Here is a 14,102-nt window from a genome sequence, read left to right as displayed (position 1 = left end):
GGCGTAGGCTTGCCGAGAGTGTTATTCCCCACAACTGCGCCACCTGAGGAGTCGCCCCGTGACCGCCGGTCGCCCGCCCCGCGTTCTCATCGACGCCACGAGTGTCCCCGCCGACCGTGGCGGCGTCGGTAGATACGTCGACGGACTGCTCGGCGCGCTGGGCCGGGTCTGCGGCACCGGCGTCGACCTGGCCGTGGTCAGCCTCCGCACCGACCTGGAGCGCTACACCCGGATGCTGCCCGGCGCGGAGGTGATCCCCGCCCCGGCGGCGGTGGCGCACCGGCCGGCCCGGCTGGCCTGGGAGCAGACCGGCCTGCCGCTGCTGGCCCAGCAGGTCGGCGCCGAGGTGCTGCACTCGCCGTTCTACACCTGCCCGCTGCGGGCCGGCTGCCCGGTCACTGTCACCGTGCACGACGCGACGTTCTTCACCGAGCCGGAGCACTACGACAAGTCGCGCCGGACGTTCTTCCGCAGCGCGATCAAGACCTCGCTGCGCCGGGCGAACCGGGTGATCGTGCCGAGCAAGGCCACCCGCGACGAGCTGATCCGGCTGCTGGACGCCGACCCGACCCGGATCGACGTCGCCTACCACGGTGTCGACCAGGACGCGTTCCACGCGCCGGGTGACGAGGAGAAGGCACGCGTCCGGGCCCGCCTGGGGCTCGGCGACAGCAGCTACATCGCGTTCCTCGGGGCCAAGGAGCCGCGCAAGAACGTACCCAACCTGATCCGCGGCTGGGCCCGGGCGGTGGCCGACCGGACGAACCCGCCCGCGCTGGTGGTGGCCGGCGGCCAGGGCCACGACGACGACATCGACCGCGCGGTGGCCGAGGTCCCGTCGCACCTGCGGCTGCTGCGCCCGGGTTACCTGCGCTACGCCGACCTGCCCGGCTTCCTCGGCGGCGCGCTGGTGGCGGCGTACCCCTCGTACGGCGAGGGTTTCGGCCTGCCGATCCTGGAGGCGATGGCGTGCGCCGCCCCGGTGCTCACCACGCCGCGCCTGTCCCTGCCCGAGGTGGGCGGCGACGCGGTGGCCTACACCAGCGAGGACCCGGACCAGATCGCCACCGACCTGGCCGCCCTCCTGGACGACGAGCAGCGGCGGCTGTCCCTGGCCAAGGCCGGTTTCGACAGGGCCAAGGAGTTCACCTGGGAGTCCAGCGCCGAGGTCCACATCGCGGCATGGCGACGGGCCCGGTCCTGAGCGCCGGCTGCCGGTCCCGGGCGACCGACCGTGACGGCTCGCCCGCTTCGGGCATGATGTGCTGATGTTCTACGCCGTCATCCCGGCGGGCGGCAGCGGCACGAGGTTGTGGCCGTTGTCCCGTGCCGGCCATCCCAAATTCCTCCACCCGCTGACCGGCACCGCCGCCTCGCTGTTGCAGGCCACTGTCGACCGGTTGTCGCCGCTGACCACTCCGGAGCGCACGCTCGTGGTCACCGGGGCCGCGCACGCCGCGGCGGTGGCTCGGCAACTGGCTGGCCTGCCGGAGGAGAACATCCTGGTCGAGCCGTCGCCGCGCGACTCCTGCGCCGCGATCGCGCTGGCCGCCGCGGTGATCGCCACCCGGACCCCGGACGCGGTGATGGGCTCGTTCGCCGCCGACCACCTGATCGGCGACCCGGCCCGGCTGGCCGAGGTGGTACGGCAGGCCATCCGCGGCGCGGAGCAGGGGCTGCTGATGACTGTGGGCATCACCCCGACGCGCCCGGAGACCGGCTACGGCTACCTGGAGACCGGTGAGCCGGTGGGGGACGGCACGCTGCGCCCGGTACGCGAGTTCAAGGAGAAGCCGGCCGCCGAGGTGGCCGAGGTGTACGTCCGTTCCGGGCGGCACCTCTGGAACGCCAGCATGTTCGTCTGGCGGGTGGACGTCTTCCTGGCCGAGCTGGCCCGCCAGCAGCCGGAGCTGCACGCCGGGATCACCGCCATCGCGGCGGCCTGGGGCACCCCCGAGCAGGACGACGTGCTCGGCCGGATCTGGCCGACGCTGCCCCGGATCTCGGTCGACTACGCGGTGATGGAGGGTGCGGCGACGGCCGGCCGGGTGGGCACGGTGCCCGGCGACTTCGGCTGGAACGACGTGGGCGACTTCCACACGCTCGGCGAGGTGCTGCCCGCCGACGGCGCCGGCAACGTGGTGCTGGGCGGGGACGCGAAGCCGGGCGTGCTGCTGCACGACACCACCGGCACCGTGGTGGTGCCGCACTCCGGCCGGCTGGTGGCGACCGTCGGCGTGCACGACCTGATCGTCGTGGACACCCCTGACGCGCTGCTGGTGTGCCCGCGCGACCGCGCGCAGGACGTGAAGAAGATCGTGGACGAGCTGAAGGAACGCGGCGAGGAGGGCCTGGTCTGATCCGCCGACCCGCCGACCCGCGTCCGGCGGCGCGGCGCGGTACCGCCGCTCAGCCGCCGGCGTGGCGGGCCAGCACCGCGAGCGCCGGCGGCACGAGCTGGGCGGTGGCGTGGGCGAGCGGCTCGGGTAGCCGGTCCGGCGGGAACCAGCCGAGCGCCTCGGACTCCGCGCTGACCCGCTCGACCGCGCCCGCCGGGGCCAGGGCGGCGTACCGGACGTCGTAGTGGAACGAGCCGCCCTGGCAGGTCACCTGGTGGATGTCCACGTCGATCGGCTCCGGCTCGACGGTCAGGCCGGTGATGCCGGACTCCTCGGTGGCCTCGCGCAGCGCGGCGGCCACGAGCGTCCGGTCGCCGGGCTCGCAGTGCCCGCCGAGCTGCATCCACCTGCGGATCTTGCCGTGCAGGCAGAGCAGCACCCGGCCGTCCGGGTCGAGCACCAGCGCGCTCGCCGTGACGTGCCCGGCCCGGTGCGTCCGGCTCATCGCGACCGGCCCGTCGGCCAGCAGCGCCAAGGTGCGGTCCCGGGCGGCGCCGGCGGCGGGGCTGGTCGCCGTCCAGCGGCTCAGCGTGGCGACGGCGTCGGCGTGCAGTTCGGTGTACGAGGTGAAGTCGGGCACCCGGACACTCTACGAGCGCCGCCTCCGTACCCTGGCGCGGTGACCCTGCGACTCGTCGAGTTCCTGGTGGCCGGCAACGAGGCCAGCGACCTCCTGCCGGTGCGGTCGGCCGCGCTGCTGCGGGCGCACGGCGCGCGCCGTGGCTTCTGGACCGTGCTGGACGAGGGGCCGGTCGAGCAGTGCCTGGCGCTGCTGCTGGAACGCGACGACGGCCACTGGGAGGCGCACCACGTGGCCGCCGACGCGGGCCCGGAGAACGGCCGCACCGAGGACGGCGAGGCGCTGGCCCACCACGACGGCTGGGTGTACGTCTTCGGCTCGCACTTCGGGTCCAAGCGCGGCCCGCTGCGGCCCCGGCGCGCGTTCGTGGCCCGGTTCCGGGAGGACGACGCGGTGACCGGGCCGCTGCCGGTGCACGTGGTGCGCAACCGCTTCCGGCTGCACCGGGCGGTGAACGACGCGCTCGCCGCCGCCCCGCTGACGCTGCTGCCGGCAGGTGACCGGGTCCGGGAGCGGTTCATCGTGGAGACGCTGGCCCGGGGCACCGCCCGCGCCAAGAGCTGGGTGGCCCGGCTGGCCGCCGACGACCTGCCGGTCAACGTGGAGGCGGCGGTGTTCACCCCGGCCGGTACGGCGCTGCTGGGCCTGCGGTTCCCGGTGACCGCCGCGGGGGAGCCGGTCTACGTCGAGCTGGCCGGCGTACCGGAGATGTTCGACGACCCGGAGCACTCGGGTGACCTGCTGGGGCTCGGGGCGTACGCGCTGACCGGTGTGACGCCGCCCGGCGCGCTCGCCGGTTTCCGCGCGATCACGCCGACCGGCGACGGCGGCTACGCGGCGGTGACCGGGTCGATCGACGCGCTGGGCAAGGGTTCGGTGCTGCTTGACGACCACCCGCACGGCGGTGAGGTGACCTCCCGGCACGTGCGGTTCCGGCACGACGCGGGCGGGGACGCCCTGGTGGCGGGGGAGGTGGTCGCGGAGCTGGCGCCGTTCCACCACGTGGAGGGGCTGGCCGAGCTGGCGGGACGCTGCTACTACGTCACCGACGAGGACCATCGGGTGGCGCTCTGGATCGGATGAGCGAGGGCCGGGCGGCACCCCTGCGACTGAAGTCGCAGACCCTCGTGGTGCCACCCGGCCACGCCCGTCAGCCGGCGTCCGGGTCGATGTTGCGCCCCGGCGTCGGCAGGCAACAGAGAGTTTGCCGAACCCGCCCGCCCACCGTCGAGGTTTTTCACCTGACGCTTAAAGATGGAGATTAGTGCCGGCGGGTACAGTGCGAAGTGTGGCGGGCACCCCCGCCGTCCGCACGGGAGCAATCCATGTTGAAGATCATTTTCTCGGGCGAGGACGTCCTGCGGACCCGGGTCGCACCGGCCGCGGACCCGCTCTGGGAGCTGGTCCTCAGCCTGCACCTGCTCCAGGGGCGCAGCCGGGACCCGATGATGACCACGTGGCGGCGCACCGTGGCGCACGGACTGCGGACCGACACCGACGCCGAGCAGTACCGTCTGCTGCTCGCGCTCAACCCGCCGCGCGGCTACTTCCCCGACTTCCTCACCCCGTCCGCCAGCCGGGAGGGCATCGAGGCCGGGCTGGACGCGGTCCGGGGCACCCCTGTGGACATGCTGCGCCGCGACCTCACGCGGCTGGCCGGGGAGACCGCGCTGCCGTCGTCGGCCGGCGCGCTCGCCCGTGGTGAGCCCGCGACGCTGCACCACCTCACCGACGCCATGGCCCGCTACCAGTCGCTGGCGGTGACGCCCTACTGGGCCCGGGTGCAGGCGGCGGTCGAGGCGGACCGGGCCCGGCGTGCGCGCGCCATGCTCGACGGCGGCGCCGAAGGGCTGCTCGCCAGCCTGCGGCCGAACATGCGCTGGGTCTCGGGCGTGCTGGAGGTGCTCGACTACCCGGACACCCGGGAACTGCACCTGGACGGCCGAGGGCTGCTGCTCGTGCCGTCGTTCTTCTGCTCGCGTACGCCGGTGGCGCTCGTCGACCCGACGCTGCCCCCGGTGCTGGTCTACCCGGTCGACCGGCTCGCCGGCCTGACGCCCGCGTCCGGCCCCGCCGCGTCACCGCAGGGCGAGGCGCTCGCCGCCCTGCTCGGCCGGACCCGCTCCCGGGTGCTCCAGGCCGCCGACGAGGGCTGCACCACCGGCGAGATGGCCCGCCGGCTGCGCATCTCCGCCGCCGCGGCCAGCCAGCACACCACAGTGCTGCGCAACGCGGGGCTGCTGGTCAGCCAGCGTGACCGCAACACCGTCCTGCATACGCTCACCCCGCTGGGCCGGGCCGTCCTCGACGCCTGAGCGCGCCCGCCGGAGTCAGAGTGCCAGCGTGGCGCTCGCGGTGCTGCCGGACGGGGGCGGGAGCAACGTCGAGTCGATCCCCTCGGCGGCCAGCGCGGCGCGCAGGCGTTGCAGGTCCGCGCCGAACCGGACCAGGTCCGCCCGGTCCACCGGGGCGGGCGCCGCGCCGAGCAGCAGGCCGGTGGCCGAGGCGGGCCAGCCGGGAACTGTCGCGGCCAGTCCGTCGCGTACCTCGTCGTCGGTGACGTGGGTGAAGACGGTGCCCGGCGCGACCACGTCGGCCACCGCGTCGATCGCCCGCCGCACGACGTCCGCGTCGGCGGGCTCGGGGCCGATCCGGTCCGCGAGCGTCGCCGCCGCCCGCAGGCCGGCGGCGCGCGCCTCGGCCGTGCCGAGCGAGAACAGGTCCATCGAGGCGTCGCGCACCAGCGTGCGGGCGCCCTCGTCGTCGTCCCGGGTCGCGGCGAGGTAACCCCGCACCACGGCGACCGGCACCTGGTCGCACTTGCCCTTGATCAGCTCACCGGCCGCTGCCAGCTCGTCGACCACCGCCATCTGGGTGACGAACAGCTCGTTGCCGTACGGGTCGACCTCGCCCCGGTGGTCACGGATCGCCGGCATGCCGGCCACCCCGAGCGCCACGTCGGTGAGCCCGTTGCGCCACGGGCGTCCCATCGTGTCGCTGACGATCACTGCGACGTCGACGCCGTACCGGTCGCGCAACGCGGCGCGCAGCGCCCGGGCGGACGCGTCCGGGTCGACGGGCAGCAGCACCAGCCTGGTCTTGTCCACGTTCGAGGCGTCGATGCCGGCGGAGGCCATCACGAACCCGTGGTGGGTCTGCACGATCCGGGTCGCGCCCCGGGTCGCCACCACCCGGGCGGTCTCCCCGGCCAGGATCCGGTCCCGCTCGGCGAGCCGTTCCGGGCCGTCGGCCGGCACGTCGACCAGCCGGCCCTCCGCCTTCGACACGATCTTGCTGGTGACCACCAGGACGTCGTGGTCGCGCAGCCAGGGCGCCGCACCGGTGATCAGCGCCGCCAGGTCGTCGCCCTCGGTCACGTCACCGATGCCCTGCACCGGCAGGATCTCCAGCCTCACATCAACTCCAGCGCGGCGCGCACCATCGCGGCGGTCGCCGCCTCGTCGGTCATCCGCAGCGGCGCCGCGCGGACGGTCACGTCCGGCACCACAGTGCCCTCGTCCTCCGGCGCGACCAGCCAGCCGTCGAGCAGCCCGCCCGCCGGCCGGGCGCCGTAGAGGCCGCCCACGCCGGCCGCGCTGCACTCCACGCCGAGCACGGCGAGGCAGCGGTCGGCCATGCCGCGTACCGGCGCACCGCCGATGATCGGCGACACCCCGATCACCGGGGCCGGGCCGCCGGCAACCGCGTCGCGCAGCCCGGGTACCGCCAGCACCGGGGCGATGCTCACCACCGGGTTGCTCGGTGCGATCAGCACCACGTCCGCGGCGGCGATCGCCTCGACCACGCCGGGCGCGGGCTTCGCCGCGTCCGCGCCGACGAAGACGAACCGGTCGGTGGGTACGCCGGCCCGATACCGCACCCACCACTCCTGGAAGTGGATCGCCCGGCGGCCCTGCTCGTCGGTGACGACGGCGTGGGTCTCCAGGCGGTCGTCGGTGGCGGGCAGCAGCCGTACGCCCGGCTGCCAGCGGGCCGCCAGTGCCTCGGTGACCTGGGACAGCGGATAGCCGGCGTTGATCATCTGGGTGCGCACCAGGTGGGTGGCGACGTCCTTGTCGCCCAGGCCGAACCAGCTCGGCTCCGCGCCGTACGCGGCCAGCTCGTTCTTCACCGTCCAGGTCTCGCCCGCCCGGCCCCAGCCCCGCTCCGGGTCGGCGCCGCCGCCGAGCGTGTAGAGCACGCTGTCCAGGTCGGGGCAGACCTTCAGCCCGTGCAGCAGCAGATCGTCGCCGACGTTGACCACTGCGGTCACCTCGGCGCCCACCTCCCGGGCGTACGCCCGCACGCCGAGCAGGAAACGGGCTCCCCCGATGCCGCCGGTCAGTACCACGATGCGCATGGCGTCCATCCTTCCGCACGCGCCGCCGTCGATCGTCCGGTGGCCGGAGAGACTACGCTCACTTCGGCAACTGTCCGCTTTCGTCCCCTGGGGGAGTCCGTGACCAGCCCCGCCGAGCCCGCGTCCGGCGACGCCGCGCAGGCCAGCCAGTTGATCAAGCCGTTGCGCGAACTGGCCGCGCTCGTCCTTCTCGGCGCCAACGCCGTGCTGCTCTTCGTCGGCCTGCTGCGCCTGCTGCCGATCGACGACTACAGCACGTCCACCGGCCGGGCCGGGAGCACGTATTTCACATTCATCGGCCTGGAGTCGACGGTCCTGCCGGTGCTCGCCGTCCTGATCGCCACAGTGATCCTCCCGGTCGTGTCGAAGGCCAAGCTGATCACGCAGGTGGCGCTCGTCGAGTACGCCGTGTCCGCCGTGTTCGGCGCGCTGACGTTCCTGATCTGGCTGGTCGGCCGGCTCGCCGACGGCGAGGTGCTGGACGCGTTCCTCGGCCTGCTGACCCGCGCGGCGTGGCTGGCGATCTTCGCGGTCGCCGCGTTCGTGGTGTTCAAGATCTGGCGCACGCTCTACTACGTGCCGAAGCCCAAGCCGCAGCCGGGCGTGTACGGCCAGGCCCAGCCCGGCTGGCCGCAGCAGCCGGGTCAGCCCGGCGGCTACCCCGGTCCGGGTGGCTACCCGCAGCAGCCCGGCCAGGGCTACCCGCAGGCCGGCTCGCCCCCGCCCGGCTGGCCGCAGCAGCCCGGCCCGTACGGCCAGCCGCAGTCGGCGCCGCCGTTCAACACCGCCCCGCCGCACGCTCCGCACTCCGGTCCGCCGTCCGCCGACCCGCAGTCCGGTGTCCCGTTCGCCGGGCCGCAGCAGGCGCCGCAGTACGGCTCGCCGCACCACGCGCCGCCGTTCGGCCAGCCGCCGTCGGCCGACCCGACGCAGGCGATCCCGCGCCAGTCCGCCGAGCCGGGGGCGCCGTCGCCGGCCGCCGACGACGAGCGCACCCAGCGGTTCGACCGCGAGGACCCGAACCAGCCTCGCTGAGCCCCGCGCGGCGGGCGACGGAGATCGTCGCCCGCCGCCACCTGGGCCGCCACCGTCGCCCGCCGCTGTGCGGCAGCTCACCCGGGTCATCCCGGTGCCCGGACCCGCGGCCGGGGGCGGGCATCCGGCCGTCCGGCAGCGCTTAGGCTGGGCGGATGGTTGATCGCAGCGACCCCGAACCGACCGAGGCGAGCATCCGGCGGGCACTGGGGCGGGCCGCCACCGGCCGGGCGCTCGACGCCGGCGAGGCGGGCGCGCTGCTCGCCGCTCGCGGGCCGATGCTCGACGAGCTGCTCCGGATCGCCTCCGACATCCGCGACGCCGGGCTGCGCGACGCCGGGCGGCCGGGCGTGGTGACGTACTCGAAGAAGGTCTTCATCCCGCTCACCCGGCTCTGCCGGGACCGCTGCCACTACTGCACGTTCGCCACCGTGCCGCACCGGCTGCCCGCCGCCTACCTGGAACGCGACGAGGTGCTGGCGATCGCCCGCGAGGGCGCCGCGCAGGGCTGCAAGGAGGCGCTGTTCACGCTCGGCGACCGGCCCGAGGAGCGGTGGCCGGCGGCCCGCCGGTGGCTGGACGAGCGGGGGTACGACTCGACGCTGGACTACCTGCGCGCCTGCGCGGTGGCGGTGCTGGAGGAGACCGGCCTGCTGCCCCACCTCAATCCGGGCGTGCTCACCTGGTCGGAGTTGCAGCGGCTCAAGCCGGTCGCGCCGAGCATGGGCATGATGCTGGAGACCACCGCCGGCCGGCTCTGGTCCGAACCGGGCGGCCCGCACTTCGGCTCACCGGACAAGGAACCCGCGGTACGCCTGCGGGTGCTCGACGACGCCGGCCGGGTCGGGGTGCCGTTCACCACCGGAATCCTGATCGGCATCGGCGAGAACCGGGGCGAGCGGGTCGACGCGATCTTCGCGATCCGCCGGGCGATGCGGGAGTACGGCCACCTCCAGGAGGTGATCGTGCAGAACTTCCGCGCCAAGCCGGACACCGCGATGCGCGGCATGCCCGACGCCGAGCTGCACGACCTGGCCGCCACAGTGGCGGTGGCCCGGGTGCTGCTCGGCCCGAAGGCCCGCATCCAGGCCCCGCCGAACCTCATCGCGGGCGAGTACGACCTGCTGCTGCGCGCCGGCATCGACGACTGGGGCGGCGTCTCCCCGGTCACGCCCGACCACGTCAACCCGGAGCGGCCCTGGCCGCACCTGGACGAGCTGGCGGCGCGTACCGCGAGTGCCGGGTTCACGTTGCGCGAGCGGCTGACCGTCTACCCGGAGTACGTCCGGGCGGGCGAGCCGTGGCTCGATCCGCGCCTGCTGCCGCACGTCACAGCGCTCGCCGACCCGGCCACCGGGCTCGCGGTCGAGGCGGCCCGCCCGGAGGGACGGCCCTGGCAGGAGCCGGAGTCGGGCTACGGCGGCCGGACCGACCTGCACGTCACCATCGACGTCACCGGCCGTACCGACGACCGGCGGGGCGACTTCGACAGCGTGTACGGCGACTGGACCGAGGTGGCCGGCAAGGTGGCGCCGGAGGCGCGCGCCGGCGTACCAGTGGGCGGTGGCGCGGACGCCGATCTGCGCGCGGGCCTGCGGCTCGCCGCTGACGACCCGGCCGCGCTGCTGACTCCGGCGCACGAGGCGAAGGCGCTGGCGCTGTTCGGCGCGGACGGCCCGGCGCTCGACGAGCTGTGCCGGCTGGCCGACGACGCGCGCCGGGATGCGGTCGGCGACGACGTGACCTACGTGGTCAACCGCAACATCAATTTCACGAACGTCTGCTACGTGGGCTGCCGGTTCTGCGCGTTCGCCCAGCGGGAGAGCGACGCCGACGCGTTCCGGCTCTCGCTGGAGCAGGTCGCCGACCGGGCCGAGGAGGCGTGGACGGCAGGCGCGACGGAGGTCTGCCTCCAGGGCGGCATCGACCCGAAGATGCCGGTGACCGGGTACGCCGACATCGTCCGCGCGATCAAGGCGCGGGTGCCGGACATGCACGTGCACGCGTTCTCCCCGATGGAGATCGTCACCGCCGCCGCGAAGGCCGGCGTGCCGGTGCGGGAGTGGCTGCTCCAGCTCCGCGAGGCCGGGCTGGACACCATCCCGGGCACCGCCGCCGAGATCCTCGACGACGACGTGCGCTGGGTGCTCACCAAGGGCAAACTGCCGGCCTCCGCCTGGGTCGACGTGGTGAGCACGGCGCACGAGCTGGGCATCCGGTCCAGCTCCACGATGATGTACGGCCACGTGGACCACCCGGGCCAGTGGCTCGCCCACTTCCGGGTGCTGGCCGGCGTGCAGGACCGTACCGGCGGGTTCACCGAGTTCGTGGCGCTGCCGTTCGTGCACACCAACGCGCCCATCTACCTGGCCGGCATCGCCCGCCCGGGACCGACATGGCGGGAGAACCGGGCGGTGCACGCGATGGCCCGGCTGCTGCTGCACGGCCGGATCGACAACATTCAGTGCTCCTGGGTGAAGCTCGGCGACGAAGGCACAGTGGAGATGCTGCGCGGCGGCTGCAACGACCTGGGCGGCACGCTGATGGAGGAGACGATCTCCCGGATGGCCGGCTCGGGCAACGGGTCGGCCCGTACCGAGGAGCAGTTGCGGGCCATCGCCACCGCCGCCGGGCGGCCGTTCCGCAAGCGGACGACCGCGTACGGTCACGCCCGCGCCTGAGGTCGAACCTTTCCCCGCCGCGCGCCGTACCTGTGGGTGCCGGCGGCGGTTTCGGCGAGGACCGCCGCCGGTGACCCCGAACCGGGGCCCGGCGGTGTCCGGGCGCCCGGCCCGCTGCGGCGCTGCGGCGCCGGTCCGGAAAGGTTGCCGATGAGCACTGACGAGACCACCGACGCGCCGAAACGGCGGACCTGGCCGCGATTGACCCGCAGGCAGACGCTCACCGCCGCGGCGAGCGCCACACTGGGCGCCGCCGCCCTCACCGTGCCGGGCCTGTCCGCCGCCCAGAACGCCCCCACGGCGAGCCGGCGCGACGAGCCGATCGTGGTCCACCTCCGCGACGCCGCGGCCGGCGTCATGGACGTCTTCGTCGGCACCACCCGGGTCGAGGTACGCGACCGCGGCCTGGCCGACCGCCTGGTGCGCGCCGCCGGCCGGCGCTGATCCACCCTCCACCGGCGCGGGCTCCCGGCGCCGGTTCCGACTTCCGTTCCCCCGACGAAGGTGCGTCCGCCATGTCCTCTCACCGCGAGGCCCCGGAGATCGCCAAGGATCCGGTCGCCGACAGTTCCGACCTGTACGCGTTCGTCACGCCGAGCCAGCCGGACACGGTCACGTTGATCGCCAACTACGTGCCGGTGCAGCTCCCGTCCGGCGGCCCGAACTTCTTCGAGTTCGGTGACGACGTCCGGTACGAGATTCACATCGACAACGACGGCGACGGTTATCCGGACGTCACCTATCGTTTCGAATTCACTACCGAGATCACGAACCAGAACAGTTTTCTCTACAACACCGGGCCGATCGAGTCGCTGGAGAGCAAGAACTGGAACCGGCGGCAGTTCTACCGGCTGACCCGGATCGCCGACGGCCGCGCGCGCGTGCTGGCGCACAAACTGCCCTGCCCGCCGTGCAACGTCGGGCCGCTGTCCACGCCGAACTACCAGAACCTGGTCCGGCAGGCGACGTTCAAGCTGTCCACCGGTGAGAAGGTGTTCGCCGGGCAGCGGGCCGACGGCTTCTTCGTCGACCTGGGCGCGGTGTTCGACCTGGGTACGCTGCGGCCGTTCCAGCAGCTGCACGTCGCCGGCAAGAAGCTGTTCCGGGACGAGGGCGAGCCGGTGAACGCGCTGGACCGGCTCAACGTGCACAGTCTCGCCGTGCAGGTGCCGCTCAACCAGGTACGCCGCAAGGCGGCCCGCTACGGCTACGCCGACCGCGCCTCGACCATCGGGGTCTGGACCAGCGCGTCCCGCCAGCAGGTGCGGGTGCTGGGTGACCGGGTCGCCGCTGACACCGCCGCCGGACCCTTCACGCAGGTGTCGCGGCTCGGTAACCCGTTGTTCAACGAGGTCATCGTGCCGATGTCCAGGAAGGACGTCTGGAACACGCTGCCGCCGTCGGAGGACAAGCGGTTCGCCGGGTTCGTGGAGCGGCCCGAGCTGGCCGGGCTGTTGCCGGCGCTCTACCCGGGTGTGTTCCCCAATCTGGACGCGCTGAACAAGTCCAAGAAGCCGCGCGCCGACCTGGTGGCGATCCTGCTCACCGGCGTCCCGGCCGGACTGATCGACGGCTTCGCCAACACCACCGGTGACGTGCAGGCGGACATGCTGCGGCTGAACACGGCGATCCGGCCCAGCCGCAAACCGGACCGGTTCGGCGTGCTCGGCGGCGACCTGGCCGGCTTCCCCAACGGCCGCCGTCCCGCCGACGACGTGGTGACGATCGCGCTGCGCGCCATCGCCGGGCTGACCGTGCCGCTCGTCGACAAGACGTTCCGGCCGGACGCCGCCGCCGCGGCGGTGACACCGGGCCTGAGCGCGGCCGACGTGACAGCGCCGTTCCTGGCCGACTTCCCGTTCCTCGGCACGCCGTACGACGGGTTCGGCAACCCGCAGGCGAAGAAGTCCTGACGGGAGCCGGCGAATGTCACACCATCACGATCTCGGCCCGTCGGAGGTCGGCAGCGTCGTGCTCGACCTGGGCGGCGACCGGGGGGCGCTGATCATCCACACCGGGCGGGACCTGCACGGCCGGGAGATCGAGATCAGCCGCGTGGACCTCGACGGCCCGCGGACCCACTCCGCCGTACGCGAGCGGCACGTCCGGGACGGGGTGTTCCACAGTGCCGTCTACCCGGATCTGGAGGCGGGTGTGTATACCGTCTGGTGGGACGAGAGTACGTCCGCCGGCGCGATCTCGGTCACCGGTGGGTCGATCGCCGAATTCGTTTGGCCCACCAGCTCACCAGCCCGCTTGGACTGATCCGTCAGTCGCGCCGGAACCCGCGCCCCGTCCACATGATGGACGGGGCGCGGTCGGCGTTGGACGGCTCGACGGGCGGTACAGCGGGAAGCGGGTTACCCTTTGCCCCACCAATTCTGATCTTGGTGCGAGCGGCCGGCGGGGGCGTCCGGCCGGCCTGCCGGCGATGCGCCACGGCAGAAAACTTCCGGCAACTCGCCGGGGAGGGCGTTACTCGTCCGGGGTCTGAATCGATAGGGCAGGTTGCGAGGCTACGGGCGACCGCGGCGGTCGTCACGGACGTGTCGGGAGGGCGACTCCATTATCAAGTTTGGCTTGACGGCGCACGCATTACACGCGTGTAATTTGAATGGGGTTGTTCGCACGGAACGCAACAAATGGTGACCGTACGGACAGGCACGCCTTTCGCGTGGGGGGTTGCAGCGGCGAATGACGCCGGTGCGCGACAAGGAGGCAATCGATGGACGGCCAGCTCGAGGTGGCCGACCTGCTCGGGAACGCGCCGGAGTGGCAGGAGCGAGCGCTCTGCTCGCAGACCGACCCGGAGGCGTTCTTTCCCGAGAAGGGCGGCTCGACCCGCGAGGCGAAGCGCATCTGCTCGCGGTGCGAAGTGAAGACGGAATGCCTGGAGTACGCGCTCGGCCACGACGAGCGGTTCGGGATCTGGGGTGGCCTCTCCGAGCGGGAGCGGCGCAAGCTCAAGCGGCGGGTCGCCGCCTGATCCACGTACGGGTCCACGGGCGGTGGGGGCCGCCCGGACCCGGGTCGCTGTCCGGCCGGCG

13 protein-coding genes are annotated in these 14,102 nt (G+C 73.6%); 10 read left to right on the top strand and 3 right to left on the bottom strand.

Annotated features, from left to right (window positions below; genetic code table 11):
- Nucleotides 1–58 precede the first annotated feature (58 nt).
- Nucleotides 59–1,204 (top strand): glycosyltransferase family 4 protein, encoded by a 1,146-nt coding sequence (locus FB454_RS27820; RefSeq protein WP_145823803.1) that lies wholly within the window; start codon nt 59–61, stop codon nt 1,202–1,204.
- A 64-nt stretch (nt 1,205–1,268) separates the two neighbouring features.
- Nucleotides 1,269–2,360 (top strand): sugar phosphate nucleotidyltransferase, encoded by a 1,092-nt coding sequence (locus FB454_RS27815; RefSeq protein WP_135243407.1) that lies wholly within the window; start codon nt 1,269–1,271, stop codon nt 2,358–2,360.
- A 49-nt stretch (nt 2,361–2,409) separates the two neighbouring features.
- Here the strand turns inward: FB454_RS27815 and FB454_RS27810 are convergent, their stop codons facing one another.
- Nucleotides 2,410–2,979 (bottom strand): NUDIX hydrolase, encoded by a 570-nt coding sequence (locus FB454_RS27810; RefSeq protein WP_135243408.1) that lies wholly within the window; start codon nt 2,977–2,979, stop codon nt 2,410–2,412.
- A gap of 39 nt (nt 2,980–3,018) precedes the next feature.
- Between FB454_RS27810 and FB454_RS27805 the strand changes: the two genes are divergently transcribed.
- Together FB454_RS27805 and FB454_RS27800 are read left to right on the top strand one after the other, a co-directional pair.
- Nucleotides 3,019–4,062: a glycoside hydrolase family 183 protein gene (locus tag FB454_RS27805; RefSeq protein WP_135243409.1), complete on the top strand. Its 1,044-nt coding sequence runs from the start codon at nt 3,019–3,021 to the stop codon at nt 4,060–4,062.
- A gap of 242 nt (nt 4,063–4,304) precedes the next feature.
- Nucleotides 4,305–5,294 (top strand): ArsR/SmtB family transcription factor, encoded by a 990-nt coding sequence (locus FB454_RS27800; protein WP_120571556.1) that lies wholly within the window; start codon nt 4,305–4,307, stop codon nt 5,292–5,294.
- Nucleotides 5,295–5,309: 15 nt separating this feature from the next.
- On the opposite strand, the gene FB454_RS27795 is transcribed toward FB454_RS27800, so the two are convergent.
- Both FB454_RS27795 and cofD read right to left on the bottom strand, forming a co-directional pair.
- Nucleotides 5,310–6,395 carry a coenzyme F420-0:L-glutamate ligase gene (locus tag FB454_RS27795; protein ID WP_145823802.1) on the bottom strand — a complete coding sequence of 362 codons (1,086 nt, stop codon included), beginning with the start codon at nt 6,393–6,395 and terminating at the stop codon, nt 5,310–5,312.
- Nucleotides 6,392–7,339 (bottom strand): 2-phospho-L-lactate transferase, encoded by a 948-nt coding sequence (gene cofD, locus FB454_RS27790; RefSeq protein WP_013284155.1) that lies wholly within the window; start codon nt 7,337–7,339, stop codon nt 6,392–6,394. Before cofD ends, FB454_RS27795 begins: the two co-directional genes overlap by 4 nt.
- Nucleotides 7,340–7,438: 99 nt before the next feature.
- On the opposite strand from cofD, the gene FB454_RS27785 reads away from it, so the two are divergent.
- From FB454_RS27785 to FB454_RS27760, 6 genes are all read left to right on the top strand, one after another.
- Nucleotides 7,439–8,374 (top strand): hypothetical protein, encoded by a 936-nt coding sequence (locus FB454_RS27785; protein ID WP_145823801.1) that lies wholly within the window; start codon nt 7,439–7,441, stop codon nt 8,372–8,374.
- A 155-nt stretch (nt 8,375–8,529) separates the two neighbouring features.
- Nucleotides 8,530–11,055, top strand: a complete 2,526-nt coding sequence (locus FB454_RS27780) for a bifunctional FO biosynthesis protein CofGH (protein ID WP_145823800.1) — start codon at nt 8,530–8,532, stop codon at nt 11,053–11,055.
- Nucleotides 11,056–11,205: 150 nt separating this feature from the next.
- Nucleotides 11,206–11,499 carry a hypothetical protein gene (locus FB454_RS27775; protein WP_013284158.1) on the top strand — a complete coding sequence of 98 codons (294 nt, stop codon included), beginning with the start codon at nt 11,206–11,208 and terminating at the stop codon, nt 11,497–11,499.
- Between the two features lie 71 nt (nt 11,500–11,570).
- Nucleotides 11,571–12,968 carry a DUF4331 domain-containing protein gene (locus FB454_RS27770; RefSeq protein WP_013284159.1) on the top strand — a complete coding sequence of 466 codons (1,398 nt, stop codon included), beginning with the start codon at nt 11,571–11,573 and terminating at the stop codon, nt 12,966–12,968.
- Nucleotides 12,969–12,981: 13 nt separating this feature from the next.
- Entirely contained in the window at nt 12,982–13,320 is a 339-nt protein-coding gene (locus tag FB454_RS27765; RefSeq protein ID WP_013284160.1) for a hypothetical protein, read from the top strand.
- A 460-nt stretch (nt 13,321–13,780) separates the two neighbouring features.
- Nucleotides 13,781–14,041, top strand: coding sequence for a WhiB family transcriptional regulator (locus FB454_RS27760; RefSeq protein ID WP_013284161.1), 261 nt, complete (start codon nt 13,781–13,783; stop codon nt 14,039–14,041).
- Nucleotides 14,042–14,102: the final 61 nt, after the last annotated feature.

The sequence above is a fragment of the Micromonospora sp. CNZ297 genome, assembly GCF_007827625.1.
Note: the sequence above shows the minus strand (reverse complement) of the source record. Positions and strands in the feature narration are given on the sequence as shown.